A 14013-nucleotide genomic window follows, 5' to 3' on the forward strand; every position below is an offset into this window, starting at 1 on the left:
CGGGGTGACACCGCCCGCACGCTGCCCGGAAGTTCGCGCCCCCGTCAACCCCCGTCAACCCCCGTCAACCCCCGTCAACCCCCGTCAACCCCCGTCAACCCCCGTCAACCCCCGTCAACCCTCGTCGCCTGCTGGCCAAGCCGGAATTGACTTCCCCCGCCATGATCCGCCACAATGCATCAACCCAACCTGTTGCGTCCTGCCTGCACCGCTTGCCACCGATAAACCTGCCGAACAGCCCGCACCGCACTCCTGAAAATTCTTCAGTACGACATCACTGCTGAACTAACCTCTGAACCTGCCGGGTACTGCATGATCAATCCCTACAGAACAGACGCCCTGTTGCCTCAGCCGGGAATGCTGGTGGGACGCCGAACTCTCATTCAGGCCAGCATGTTTGGCGCTGCAAGCTGGGCTGCGCTGCAGGGAACGGCCGGTAAAAAGGTAACCGCCTCCGAGACTCTTTCAGGTGAAATTGGCTTTGGACGGGCGAAGCGGTGCCTGCTGCTGTTCATGTGGGGCGGCCCGAGCCAACTGGACACGTTTGATCCCAAGCCCGAGGCCCCCGATGCGGTGAGAGGCCCGTTCAAGACGATCGCGACCAACGTCCCCGGCATCAATTTCTCTGAGAACTTTCAGCTTCTGTCTCAACGTGCGGATAAGCTGGCTGTGATCCGCTCACTGGGTCACGACGACCCTGCCCACCTCTCCAGCGGACACACGACACTGACGGGGCAACTTCCCCCCAGAAACAAAAGTGATGCGGCTCCCCCCAGTGATCGCGATACCCCGCACATCGGGTGTGTCATGTCAAAGCTGCGGCCGTCACTGGGGGCACTCCCTTCGTTCGTCACGGTCCCCTGGTTCGCCTATCACCCTGCAGCACCGGGAGGTCAGGCCCCCGGACAAGACTCCGGCTGGCTGGGACGACAGTACGATCCACTTTTGGCAGCCGGAGACCCGAACGCCCCCGGCTGGCAAGTCCCCTCGCTCTCATTAATCGAAGGTCAGTCGCCTGACCGTCTGCTCCGTCGCCAGAACCTGCTGACGCTCATGGATACTCAGCGCCGTCTGGTCGATGAGGCGTCGATGTCGCGCCGCCTGAATGCTCAACAGCAGCAGGCGTTCGGCCTGCTGACCTCCTCCTCAGTGCGACAGGCATTTGATCTTGAGCAGGAATCACCGGAAACACGTGACCGCTACGGACGCAACACTCACGGACAAAGCGTCTTGCTCGCCCGCCGGTTACTTGACCACGGCGTCCCGTTCGTCTCCGTGAACTGGCAGAATGACGGCCAAAACTTCTGGGATACGCACGGCAACAATTTCAATCGTCTGAAGAACGACCTGATTCCTCCTTCCGACCGCGCTTTCAGTGCCGTACTCGACGACCTAGAACAGTCGGGCCAACTGAACGACACGCTGGTCGTGTGGGTGGGTGAGTTCGGACGGTCCCCCCACATTAACGCCAGCGTGGGACGTGAACATCACCCGTACTGCTACTGTGGCGTGATGGCAGGAGGCGGAATCCGCGGCGGACAGGTCTACGGAGCGAGCGACAAACACGGAGCCTACCCCAGCGACAAACCACTGACTCCTCACGATCTCGTCGCGACGATGTACCACGCCCTGGGTGTTGCACCGGGAGAAGTCCTGCACGACGGACTGAACCGACCGCATCAGATCGTGGCGGGACGACCGGTTCGAGAACTGTTTGTATAACTTTCGCCACCCCCGTTGGCCGGATGTGCTTGCGTCAATAGCAGCACTCGATTCCCTGCGATGCTCCCCTGTTGAGCCAAGCGTCGAATAGCGGGACGATGAGGCCCCGGGGCGGCGGCGTGACAGAGCCTCCTTCCCGAGCCCGAATGGTCCCCCCTCGGCGACCCTGCGGTGTGAAAGTTTGCAGGCAGTGCTTTGACGGAGCTGTGAGACTTGCATCCCTTGTCACCGAAACCCAAGATAGGGCTTCAATGACCGGCGTGCCTTACATGAACCAGGACGATGCACCATGAAAACACAACCGTATCCACGGCTGGCAACGGGACTGTTGCTCAGCGGCTTGCTGATCGCCATGGGATGTGAGGGAAGAGTGAGCACACCTGCCGCTCCCGGCGTTCAAACGCCCACTCCGGAGATCGAAACCGAAACCAATTCCGCGGAAACACCCATGCTGACCGTCCAACCCGAACCATTTGGCCAGACCGAAGACGGTCGGGAAATCAAAGCTTTCAACCTCCGAAACCGGCATGGCATGAAAGTGGGAATCATCAACCGCGGCGGAATCATCACCTCGGTCGAAGTTCCCGACCGCGAAGGCAAGCTGGAAAATGTCACGCTGACGTTTGCCACGCCCGAGGAATTTCTCGTCAACGGCCCCTACTTTGGCGGGATCTGCGGACGGTTTGCCAACCGCATCGCCCACGGCAAATTTGCCATCGACGGCGAAGAGTACCAGTTGGCGGCAAACAACAGCGGTCACCATCTGCATGGCGGAATCGAGCACTTCATGAAGAAACTCTGGAAAGCCGACCCTTTCCAGAACGAAAAAGCCGCTGGCGTCAAACTCACGTACACCAGCCCTGATGGGGAAGAAGGATTCCCCGGAACCCTCAAGACGGTCGTCACGTATTCTCTCAACGACGACAACGAACTGCGGATCGACTACGAAGCCACCGTCGAGGGTAAGCCAACGGTCCTGAATCTGACCAACCACGCCTACTGGAACCTCGCCGGCGCCGCCAACGGAACGATCCTCGATCACGAACTGACCCTCTTTTGTGACAAGTACATTCCTGTCGACGAGGGTTCGATTCCCACAGGGGAACTTGCCCCGGTCAGTGGTACCGTCATGGACTTCACCAAGCCAGAAAAAATTGGGACCCGCATCGATCAGACGGTCAACGGGGGAGGTGGCTACGATCACTGCTATGTGATCAACGGAACCGCCGGAGAGCTTCGTCCCGCCGCTCGGATCGTCGAACCCAAGTCAGGCCGCGTCCTGGAAATTTCCACCACCGAGCCCGGCGTCCAGTTCTACACCGGCAACTATCTGGAGGGGACGCGAGAAACAGGAAACGCCGTGAAGCATGGTGCTTTCTGTCTGGAAACCCAGCACTTCCCGGATTCACCGAATCGCCCCGAGTTCCCCACCACGCGTTTGAACCCCGGCGAAACCTATCGCCAGACCACGGTACACAAGTTCTCGGTCCAGTAACCACCGCCATCTCCTGGCAATCAAGACCCCCACCGGGACGGCAGCGAGTCCCCCCCTGAAGGACTCGCCTGCCAATCCCACAGGAACAACAGGTCCACCCGCCCCGCCGCAACCCGGTCAGAGAAAGTCGACAGGCCGCCTGTGTCAATCTACATCGATCCTCACATTCACATGGTTTCCCGCACGACGGATGATTACGAAGCGTTGGCGGCGGCGGGGGTGAAGGCGATTATTGAGCCGGCGTTCTGGCAGGGGCAGCCACGGACGGAAGTCGGTACCTTCAAGGACTATTTCTCGAGCCTTGTCGGGTTTGAACGGTTTCGGGCGGCGCAGTTCGGGATCCGGCACTACTGCACGATCGGACTGAACTCCAAGGAAGCGAACAACGAACGACTCGCCGAACAGGTCATGGATCTCCTTCCCCTGTTTGCCACCAAGGAAGGGGTCGTCGCAATTGGTGAGATCGGTTACGACGACCAGACCGCGACCGAGGAAAAATTCCTTCGCCTGCAACTGGAGCTGGCCAAGGAAGTCGGCTTGCCCGTCCTGATTCACACGCCTCACCGCAACAAAAAGCGGGGGACGTACCGGACGATGGATGTCATCGAAGAGCATGGCATTTCACCTCACATGTGCATCATCGATCACAACAATGAGGAAACCTACCGCGAAGTGCTCGATCGCGGTTACTGGTGTGGATTTACGATCTACCCCGGGACCAAGATGGGAAATGCCCGGATGGTCGACATTCTGCAAGTCGCAGGAGCAGAACGAGTGATCGTCGACAGCTCAGCCGACTGGGGCAAGTCCGACGTCCTGGCGGTCCCCAAAACAGCCAAGCTGGCAGAAGAGCGCGGCATTCCGCAGGAACACATCGAACTGGCCTGCTACCGTAACGCACTGACGGCCTACGCGCAGAGCGGTCAGTTCCAGGAGTCGGACTGGCTGAACCCACTTCCCGTCGATCAGCGAAACCTGTTCCAGGGGAACAGCGTGCTGCGAGGGGGACAGACACCCCGCGTCGACGAGGCTACTTCAGAGTATCTGATTCAGTAGCTCGGTATAATTGTCTGAGTCGTCCGGTAAGACTCAGGCAGTCCAATCATGGAAAATTGACCTGGGCTGCCCCTGAAGCGATCGGGACGGACCCTGGTCAGTCTGGAATCCTGATTGACCGATCCCTGTTTGATCACCCACAGCCGCACAGTGGTCCGCATGTCGCGCGAACGTCTTCTTTTTGTGACCGGCCGACTGGCGGAACCGTCGTTGAAGGTCGTTCTTCAGCCACTCGCCGAGAAAGCGGGCTTCGACTACGAAATCGCCGTACTCGGCATCTCTGTCGCCGCCCTGATGCATGTGAACTGGGTGCAGCGAAAACTGAAGGTGCCCGCCGGTGTCAGTCGCGTTATTCTCCCCGGCTGGTGCACGGGAGATCTGTCGCCGCTCTCTTCCCAGTTCGGACTGCCGTTCGAACGTGGCCCCAAGGATCTATTCGACCTGCCGGAACACTTCGGCAAAAGCAAACGAGCAATCCCGCCACTCGACGACTACTCCATCGAGATCCTGGCCGAAATTAACCACGCCCCGCGGCTGAGTGAGCAAGAGCTACTGAGTCAGGCTGTTCGGTATCAGCAGTCTGGCGCCAACGTCATCGACCTGGGGTGTATTCCCGGTGAAACCTGGCCGGGGATCGCCGCCGCTGTCAGGCAATTGCGGTCTGAAGGCCTGCGCGTTTCCGTCGACAGCTTTGATCAAAGGGAAGTCGAGTCGGCCGTCGAAGCGGGTGCCGAACTGGTCCTCAGTTGTAACGGCACCAACGTCGACTGGGCCTGCAAGGTCCCTGCCGAGTTTGTCGTGATCCCGGACGATCTGCGGAATCTCGATTCCTGGAACGGGACCATTGCGAAACTGACCGAGGCGGGGCGATCGTTTCGGCTGGATCCTGTCCTTGAGCCGATCGGCTTTGGTTTTGCCGCGTCGCTTCAGCGGTACTTTGAAACACGGCGTCGCTTTCCCGAAATCTCGATGATGATGGGGGTCGGGAATCTGACCGAGCTGACGGAAGTCGATAGCGCCGGGGTCAACTTCCTGCTGGCAGCAATTTGCGAAGAGCTGCAGATTGCCAGCGTCCTGGCGACCGAAGTCATCAATTGGGGGACCACCGCCGTTCGCGAATTCGATCTGGCCCGGCGACTGGTGCGGCACAGCGTGCAGAATCGGGTCCTGCCCAAGCATCTGGGGGGCCAGCTCGTCATGCTCCGCGACCCGAAACGACGCGCTCTCGGGGACGAGAACCTGCGGACGATGGCGGGGCAACTGACCGACCCGAACTTCCGCGTCTTCGCTGAGGGGGGCGAAGTTCATCTGATGAATCGTGACGGCTACTGGCACGGCAGCGATCCCTACGAAGTCTTCGACGAGATGCGGGCGAGCACCGGCGGTTCCATGACCGCCGAACATGCCTTCTACCTGGGAATGGAACTGAACAAGGCCAGAACAGCACTGACCCTCGGCAAGCAATACATCCAGGACGAAACCCTGAGATGGGGATTTTTGACCGTCGACGAAGTCAGTGCTCTCAAACGGCGAAAGCACCGAACGGGTGAATCCGAATCCCCCGCACCGGCGGCGGAATAATCAGGTTCTTCCAATTCGACGAAACCAGCCGGCTCCGTTGTGAAGCGAGCAGGGACCCGCATCCCCCTGACATGATCGAACCAGCAACTTGCAAACGGGCTCGATCGAAGAGGCTTACCGCATGGACGGCGTGATGCCAGGGACGTGAAGGCGAATGGTAAGGCGCCTCAGGTACACGTTTTGTCACTGAGCACTGCACATGTCAGGTCGCAGCTTCTTGGCTTCACGCAGGTAGACATGGACGATTTCGGACTGCTTCTTGTCCGTGTTGACGTGCAGCAGGACCCGGATGCAGCGGGGCAGGCTGCTGGGAACAGCAATCTCGGATGCGCACAGCAGCGGGACCTGTTTCATACCGATCGCGCGGGCCGCTTCAGCGGGGAAAGTCGAAGTCAGATCATGCGACGTCGTGAAGATGGCGGAAACAACTTCGTCGAATTCTGTGATCTCATTCGCCCGGAGCAGTTCGTTCAGCAGTTCTCGCGTGGCAGAGAGAATTTCCTCGGCCGCGTCGAACTCTACGCTGGTTGCTCCTCGAATACCTCGCACCGACATGCTTACGACTCCTCCCCGATTCAGCTTACGCAGACTGCTGAAATAAGGGACTTATTCAAAATACAACCAAACACGCCCAACTGCCGGAACAGCGCAGGATGCCATTTCTCTGGTCACTGAATGGGCTTTTCGGCGGTAGAAATACCCTATTTCGATCGAAATCGCCAGTCGTCCACCGGTTGCAGAATCGGCGAACGGGCTTTGAAAGAATGACAGTTGCATGATCACTCTTGCCTGATTTGGCAAACTTTTTTACAAAATGAGTGTGGAACATGAGGGATTGTGTTCGTAGAAGCCTTCCGTGGAAAGGACGCCGCGTGACTGAATCGGTGGAATCATTGGCCGCATTGGTGGATGGAACAATCTGCGGCGATGCCGCGCGTCTGATCGATGACGCCGCGGCGATCGAGTCGGCCAATCCTTCCGCAGTCACTTTTGTGGCGGACATGAAGAATGTTTCACGCCTGAAGGATTGTCAGGCGGGCGCGGTACTGATGCCGGCCAAAGTCGCGGCAATGATCGACGACTCCGTCAGCTTCGCTCGCATCATCGTTGCCGACGCCCAGGTCGCCTTCCTGAAGATACTGCCCCTGTTCCGCAAGATTCGCAGCCGTCCCGAGCGAGGGATCTCGCCCCACGCTCACATTCACGAAACCGCCAGCATCGGTCCGAACTGTCATGTCGCGGCCGGAGTCTGGATCGGTGAAGATGTGGTGATTGGAGCCGACTGCGACCTGCTACCGGGCGTGGTCATCGGAGCGGGCAGCCGGATTGGAGACCAAGTCGTTCTGCATCCGAATGTCGTTATTTACCACGACGTCACGATCGGGAACCGGGTGATCATCCATAGTGGAGCGGTGATTGGAGCGGATGGTTTTGGCTATCGCTTTGCCGCTGGCCGGTTCGAGAAAATCCCGCAACTCGGTTCAGTCCAGATTCAGGATGACGTTGAAATCGGGGCGTGCACGACGGTCGACCGGGGGGCCATCGGGCCGACCATCATCGGTGAAGGAACAAAACTCGATAACCTGGTGATGATTGGGCACAACTGCGAAGTCGGACGTCACAATGTCTTCGCATCCCAAGTCGGCCTGGCCGGCTCATGTCAGTCGGGCGACTATGTCCGGCTGGGTGGTCAGGTCGGTGTGCGTGACCATGCCAAGATGAACACAGGGGCGACAGTGGGAGCCAAAGCGGGTGTTCTGAAAGACGTTCCCGCGGGCGAGACCTGGCTCGGTATACCAGCGACGCACGAAATGGAACAGAAGCGGCTCGTCGTCGCCATGCGGCGGCTGCCGGACATGAAAGACCAGCTCCGCGACCTCGAAAAGCAGGTCGCTGCGTTGGCAGCAGAGCTACAGAAACTGAAGGGGAATCCTCCTGCAACAGATCCGGTCACCCATCGCGCGGCGGGATAAACTCACGCGTGCTGGAGCCAGATTGAGTTCTGGAGGACGGAAAACACCGCGTGGTCGATCCTGCTGAGGATGGCCGAACGGTGCTTGTGGACTTTACGACAGCGAAGGGTCAGTAATCTCCGTTGAGGACCGGGAAACTCAAGGACGAGTCGTCCCCGGAAACGGAACTGAATTTAGAAGGGCTTGGACTCCATGGATGGAGCCACCGACAGATCACTGAAAGTGGGAGCGCGACGCGTCGGCCTGTTAGCCGGGGCGGGACGTTTCCCAATTTCATTTGCCGAAGCAGCACGGGACCAGGGGCATCATGTGTATGGTGTCGGCGTGATGGGGATGGCGGCTCCCGAGCTACGCTCGATTTGCCATTCTTACGTCGAGGCGCCCCTGGCAAGGATTGGGCGAGCCATCAATCTGTTCAAGAAGGCCCGCATCGATCGTGTGGTCATGGCGGGAAAAATTGAAAAGACCGTTCTGTTTCAACCTTTCCGCATCCTGCGGCTCATGCCCGACTGGCGTACGATCCACATGTGGCTGGTGTACGCCAAACGCGACCGGAAAGATGATACGCTGTTGCTGGCGGTGATTCGCGAATTCGAACGCGATCAGATTTACTTCGATTCCGCACTCGATTACTGTCCGGAGCTTCTCGTGAAACATGGTTTCCTGACAAAACGCAAACCGACGGAGTCTCAATGGAGAGACATCCGCTTCGGCTTTGAACTGGCCAAAGAAATGGGTCGGTTGGATATCGGTCAGTCGGTTATCGTCCACGACATGGCCGTCATTGCAGTGGAAGCAATTGAAGGAACCGACCGCGCGATCCGACGTTCGGCCGAACTCTGCCGCCGAGGTGGATTCACGGTCGTCAAGGCCGCGAAACCGAAACAGGACATGCGGTTCGACGTTCCGACCGTGGGACTGCAGACGATCAAGACCATGCACGAATCGGGTGGCCGTGTGCTGGCGATCGAAAGTGACAAGACGATCATTCTGGACGAGCCGGAAGTGATCGAACTGGCCGACAAACTGGGAATCGCCATCGTCGCCGTCAGCGCGGTCGAACTGGAAATGCGTGCCGCTGGCTGAAACGGAACGTCCGGCGGGGGCGAGTCCGCTGCCGGCTCCCGCGTTCGTTTCACCTGTCACACCAACGTGCGATTGCCCGATGAATTACAAGCAGAGTTGTTCCGCAGTAGGCGGCGCCCCCTCCGGCTGATCAACTCGCGAAACAAAAAGTGCACTGGAGGAGTCACCTTCAGTGCACTTTTCGTTTGGGATCCGATCAATCGCAGACGAGCATCAGACGAACTCGTTCCCGACTTTTCGGGCTCGAACGGGCTTGTCGATGTTGATATCGAGCCGTAGCCCCGCTTCGACCAGCAGATTCCAGCCAGCGGCCAGTTGCAGGAAGACATTCAGATCCCCAGCGTCGGGAATCTGGATCGTGGGGAACAGCGTCGGTCGCGAGGAAATCGCGATCACGGTCAGTCCCACACCCTTGACCAGCACGTCATGGAACTTCTGTTCGGATTCTTCATAGGGATCGATCCAGATCACGACATCGTCGGCCTGCATCGCTTCTTCGATCCCGTGGACCGCGTAAGTTCCCTCAAGATAATCCCCCCGTTTACGGGTGATTTCGTTCGTCTTGAGCGTCAACTCTTCGGCAACACCGTCATTGCGACCAGAGAAGTAGATGGAGTTTGCCTGAGCAATCTTCTGCGAAATTTCGGCGTCGATTGGCAAAGCCAGCGTCTCGAGAAACTGATCAGCCAGCTTGGGCAGCCGCCCTTTGAGTGACGTGTCCCCACCCAGCGCCTCGACCAGCGCGCGGCAGAACAAGGCCTGTTCCACAACGCTTTTCGTGGCGGCAACAGCCCCTTCTTTTCCGCATTTCAGCACATGACCGCGAGCAGCCAGCGCTTCCAGTGGCGACTCAGCAAAAGCAGCCAGGCTGTAACGATGGGTATGGCCCGCCGCGTTGAAGGCGTTGAAAAGTCGAATGACTTCGGCCGTACGACCCGAGTTCGAAATCCCCAGTACGGCCCAGTCACTCAGAGCGTACTCTTGTGATTGTCGTCCTGCTTCTGTTGCGATGGTGAAGGGCCATCCCTTTCGTCGTGCGTGTGCAATGGCACTCTTCGCGGGGAACATCCGGCTCGAGCCTTCACCCGAAATCAACAGCTTCCCTACCTTGCCAATCTCTTCGGCGGTCGCCTTGACCTCCGAAGGATCGAACGTTCGAATCACCTCAGCCGCGGCAATCATGTCGGTAATGAGGTTGAACTTCGAGTAGGGCGATCGATCTGCAATCACGTCAAATTTCCTTTGAGATTCTCAAACACCACTTGCCAGAAGACTACGATCGTGAAGGGGGGCACCTCTTTTGTCAATGTCGCGGTTCGCACGGATGGACGCGTGCAATTACGTTGATTGATGCGACTGTCCCGCTGCCGATGAAAACAGATACCGCCTCCACGACCCGGTCGACTTTGCGGCCTGACTCAAACGGAATATGTTTTCTTTGAACGTAGCCCGTCTGAGATGCCGCTGACAGGCCATCTCCGATGCGGCGATCTGGATTTTCGACATGCCCTCTGATGTTTTCTCACCCCTGCAGAAAGTACGAACATGAGACGTCGTCGTTTTCTCTCACTGATCAGCACCGCTACGGTCTTTCTGCCAGGATGGACCTCCACGGCCCGACTCCAGGCGGAAGAAGAAAAGACGACCGACCTTTTGCAGACGTTCGTGGACGAATTCGTGGCGATTACCCCCGGAACAGCCTCTTTCCCTGCGTCCTTTCAGATGGGCAGCGACCAAGGGGAACCGAATGAGAAGCCTGTCCACGAAGTCAAACTGTCAAAACCATTCGCGATCGCGAAATACGAAGTCCCGCAGAACCTGTTTCACGCCGTCATGGGGTACAACCCCAGTCGCTGGCCTGGGCCGCGAAATTCGGCAGAACGTATGTCCTGGAACGAAGCCAATGAATTCTGTCGCAAGGTGACAGCGGCTCTGCGAGCGGACAAACTGATCGAACAGGATGAAACCATTCGCCTGCCGACGGAAGCCGAGTGGGAATACTGCTGCCGCGCGGGGACCGAGACTCGCTACAGCTTTGGGGACGAGCCACGAACGAAAGCAGATTTTCCCCCAGCGACATCCATCCTGAATGAATTTGCCTGGCATACCGGCAACGCCGCGGGCAACGATCCGCAGGTCGGAGTCCTCAAGCCAAACCCCTGGGGACTCTATGACATACATGGCTACCTGTGGGAATTCACGGCCGATGCCTGGTCCCCCAACTATGAGCAGGCTCCGGCGGACGGTTCGGCTGTCACCTCCGAGGATGAATCCAGCAAAATCGTCATCCGGGGGGGCTCATGGAAGGACGCCTACCCGCTCCTGACCAGTTCTGCCCGGCGCGGATTATCAAAAACAGCGAAAGACGATGCCATCGGCTTCCGCTGCGTCAAGTCAAAATGAACTGTCCTTGGTCTGCCCGGAGACGAACCGGGATGGCCGCCGCCATGGCGGTCATTCCGATTCCGCCAGCGAGGCTGACACGATTTCCCGGTCATTCCTGACATAGACATTTCGATTCGCGAACGCCGGATGCGTCCAGACAACGTCGCGTCGTTCGGCAGGGCCCGTCGGTTCGAGCAGGTGAGCTCGCCCCAGTTCGTGATACCCCTTGGGTGTCAGGTGCGCCATGATCAGATCCCCCTGCTCGTTAAAGAGGAAGTACCGATCTTCGTGCTTCACCAGGAAGGCATTCCCCCAGCGTGCAGACCTTCCGCTGGTCGCTTCGAACGTCGCCCATAGACGGTCGCCATTCTTCAAATCGAGACAGCGTAGTTCGCCATAGCTGCAGACCCCGAAAATATGTCCCTGATCGATCATCGGAGTGCTGATAATGCTGTGCAGCGCATCGGTCTGACGCTCATTCTTGCCGTGGCGTCGCCAGACTTCGGTCGCGGTCGGAGTTTTCTCGTCCAGCTTGAGCAGCATTGAGCCGTTGTAGAAAGCGGTGATAAACAGCAAATTACCATCGACTCGCGGCGTGGCCACGGAGAGTCCCGTTTGTGAGGTAAAGGGAACCGACCAGTAGACCTTGCCCGTTTCCGGATCGAGGCCGTTGATGGAGGAAGGATGCCAGACAATGAGCTGCCGCTTCCCACCCGCTTCAACGATGATCGGTGAACTGTACCCCGATGCATGTTCGCCAGTGGAATCCAGGGCTCGCCAGACCTCCCGGCCGGTCGATTTATCAAACGCGACAACGGCAGTCCCCTCGCCTCCAACCAGACAGATCAGCCGGTCGCCATCGAGCAGAGGATTTGAGGAATATCCCCAGACAGGGGTCTGATCACGGCCGTAATCCTTCTGGAACGAACGAGACCACACGACCTCGCCGGAGTCGGCGGTCAGACAGAAGAGATGTCCTTCTGAGCCGAGCGTGTAGACAAACCCGTCCTTGATGACCGGGGTCGTGCGGGGACCAGCGGGATAACTGACCGTGTAGGGACAATCGTATTCGTGCTTCCAGATGATCGAGCCGTCTTTGTCATCCAGACACAGGACGCGTTCAGAGGCTGTTTGACGTTCCCGGCTGAAGGGGTTGCTTGGGTCACTCTCGCCAGTGGGAAGTTGCTTGTCGGTCACATAAACCCGTCCGTTCGCCACGGCAGGTCCCGCGTAACCCCCGCCCACCTTCGTGCGCCAACGAACTTTGGGACCATCAGCAGGAAAGGTCTTAATGATCCCCTTTTCACGCCAGACGGCGTCGCGCTCGGGCCCCATCCACTGTGGCCAGTCATCTGCAAACGACGAGGATGCCAGCGACAAACAGGCTGCCATCACAATCGGAACTACCCGGTTCGGACGAGTCAATCGACAGCACATGTTTCAATCCTTTAAGTTTAGTCAGGCAAACGTCTAGTCAGGCGAACGGGATCCAGAGCGTGGTTCAGCGAACCAGTCTGCTCCACTTCCGAACGGGGTCCACTGATGTCATCTCAGAATCTGGTTTGGGGTGTCCATGACCGCGATGTGACCGTCCCACCTGTCTCTCTCACTTTCAAACTCACCGGCGTGGAATTCGGCCGCGTGAGCCAGCGGTGCGATATTCCGGTCATCAGTCGCGGCCGGGCCGTTTCAGAGAATGGGGCGCTACCAGCGGAGCGTAAACCTCGGGCCGTCGGTCCGCAATCCGATCCACTTCGTTGATCCCCGCTGTTCGGACGAGATGTTTGGTACGGGACCGGGTGACGTCGATATCGGCGTACAGGATTTCTTCTTCCGTGTGATCCGCGAAGGCGATCGTCTTCCCCAGCGGATCGCAGATCTTGCTTTTGCCGACGAACTTCACTCCCCGCTCCACACCGACTCGATCGGCGGCCGCGTAGTAGACAGTATTTTCCATCGCTCGTGCGTTCACGGTGAAATCCCCTGCCCCTTCCGCGCCGGGTGGCCAGTTGGTTGGCAGGACGATCAGATCCGCCCCCAGCAGGGTCATAATGCGAGACGATTCCGGGAATCCTCCATCGTAGCAGATATTCATACCCACCTTGACCCCCGCGATTTCGTGGACAGCAAAGGGGCGGTCACCGTAATCGGTAAATCGATCAACCCCCAGACGAGGGAGGTGGATCTTACGGTACGAGGCGACCAGCCCTTCGGGTCCGACGAGCGCCAGAGCGTTGAAGACTTTGCTACCGTCGGATTCCAACATACCAAATACAGTATAGACCCCCAGTTCCTTACACACGGCCGCCATTTTTTCGACGGACGGTCCGGGAATCGATTCAGCATAAGGGCGAGCTTCTTCAATACTGTCGAAGCAGTAACCTGTCAGTGCGCATTCGGGAAAGATGGTGAATGTGGCGCCATTCTTTCTGGTCTCGCGCACGTAAGAGATCATTCGGTCCAGATTGCCAGCCTTGTCGCCCAGCTTGATATCCGTCTGAATCGCCGCAATTCGCATAGCTCATCTTTCAACACGGGAAGGGGAAAACGGCATCCTAACAGGAAGATCACGTCACCGGGAGGACGCAGCGATGTTTGCCAAATCGCGGTACGGGCGGTTTCCGGATCCACCCGTCATGACATTCGAGGCGAACGCCCGTCGAGACGAACTTCACCTCGACTCAAACTTCACCACGACTCAGCGTCAGGGACTTA

Annotated in this window: 11 protein-coding genes; 7 read left to right on the top strand and 4 right to left on the bottom strand. The window is 58.3% G+C overall.

The features are described 5' to 3' along the window. Nucleotides 1-312 precede the first annotated feature (312 nt). The 4 genes from ACGY09_RS10425 to ACGY09_RS10440 all read left to right on the top strand — a co-directional run bounded on the left by ACGY09_RS10425 (nucleotide 313) and on the right by ACGY09_RS10440 (nucleotide 5854). A complete protein-coding gene (locus tag ACGY09_RS10425) occupies nucleotides 313-1722 on the top strand; it encodes a DUF1501 domain-containing protein (protein WP_397571497.1) in 1410 nt (469 codons plus the stop codon). A 289-nt stretch (nucleotides 1723-2011) separates the two neighbouring features. Then, nucleotides 2012-3217 (top strand): aldose epimerase family protein, encoded by a 1206-nt coding sequence (locus tag ACGY09_RS10430; protein WP_397571498.1) that lies wholly within the window; start codon nucleotides 2012-2014, stop codon nucleotides 3215-3217. Between the two features lie 141 nt (nucleotides 3218-3358). Beyond that, a complete protein-coding gene (locus tag ACGY09_RS10435; protein ID WP_397571499.1) occupies nucleotides 3359-4273 on the top strand; it encodes a TatD family hydrolase in 915 nt (304 codons plus the stop codon). A 159-nt stretch (nucleotides 4274-4432) separates the two neighbouring features. After that, nucleotides 4433-5854 (top strand): DUF6513 domain-containing protein, encoded by a 1422-nt coding sequence (locus ACGY09_RS10440; RefSeq protein WP_397571500.1) that lies wholly within the window; start codon nucleotides 4433-4435, stop codon nucleotides 5852-5854. A 183-nt stretch (nucleotides 5855-6037) separates the two neighbouring features. Here the strand turns inward: ACGY09_RS10440 and aroH are convergent, their stop codons facing one another. Then, complete coding sequence (gene aroH, locus ACGY09_RS10445) at nucleotides 6038-6409, bottom strand: chorismate mutase (RefSeq protein WP_397571501.1); 372 nt, start codon at nucleotides 6407-6409, stop codon at nucleotides 6038-6040. 317 nt (nucleotides 6410-6726) lie between these two features. Here aroH and lpxD point away from each other — a divergent pair, with 317 nt between their 5' ends. Both lpxD and ACGY09_RS10455 read left to right on the top strand, forming a co-directional pair. Further along, a complete protein-coding gene (gene lpxD, locus ACGY09_RS10450; RefSeq protein ID WP_397571502.1) occupies nucleotides 6727-7827 on the top strand; it encodes a UDP-3-O-(3-hydroxymyristoyl)glucosamine N-acyltransferase in 1101 nt (366 codons plus the stop codon). A gap of 192 nt (nucleotides 7828-8019) precedes the next feature. After that, a complete protein-coding gene (locus ACGY09_RS10455; protein WP_373650306.1) occupies nucleotides 8020-8913 on the top strand; it encodes an LpxI family protein in 894 nt (297 codons plus the stop codon). Nucleotides 8914-9126: 213 nt separating this feature from the next. On the opposite strand, the gene ACGY09_RS10460 is transcribed toward ACGY09_RS10455, so the two are convergent. Continuing rightward, nucleotides 9127-10143, bottom strand: coding sequence for an SIS domain-containing protein (locus ACGY09_RS10460; protein WP_373650305.1), 1017 nt, complete (start codon nucleotides 10141-10143; stop codon nucleotides 9127-9129). A 315-nt stretch (nucleotides 10144-10458) separates the two neighbouring features. Here ACGY09_RS10460 and ACGY09_RS10465 point away from each other — a divergent pair, with 315 nt between their 5' ends. Next, the gene (locus tag ACGY09_RS10465) at nucleotides 10459-11316 is read left to right on the top strand and encodes a formylglycine-generating enzyme family protein (protein WP_397571503.1); all 858 of its coding nucleotides are present in this window, start codon (nucleotides 10459-10461) and stop codon (nucleotides 11314-11316) included. Between the two features lie 51 nt (nucleotides 11317-11367). Here the strand turns inward: ACGY09_RS10465 and ACGY09_RS10470 are convergent, their stop codons facing one another. Together ACGY09_RS10470 and ACGY09_RS10475 are read right to left on the bottom strand one after the other, a co-directional pair. After that, a complete protein-coding gene (locus tag ACGY09_RS10470; RefSeq protein WP_397571504.1) occupies nucleotides 11368-12735 on the bottom strand; it encodes a PQQ-binding-like beta-propeller repeat protein in 1368 nt (455 codons plus the stop codon). Between the two features lie 232 nt (nucleotides 12736-12967). Beyond that, nucleotides 12968-13816, bottom strand: a complete 849-nt coding sequence (locus ACGY09_RS10475; protein ID WP_397571505.1) for a carbon-nitrogen hydrolase family protein — start codon at nucleotides 13814-13816, stop codon at nucleotides 12968-12970. Between the last annotated feature and the right edge of the window lie 197 nt (nucleotides 13817-14013).

It is taken from the genome of Schlesneria sphaerica (genome assembly GCF_044336245.1).
GTDB lineage: Bacteria > Planctomycetota > Planctomycetia > Planctomycetales > Planctomycetaceae > Schlesneria > Schlesneria sphaerica.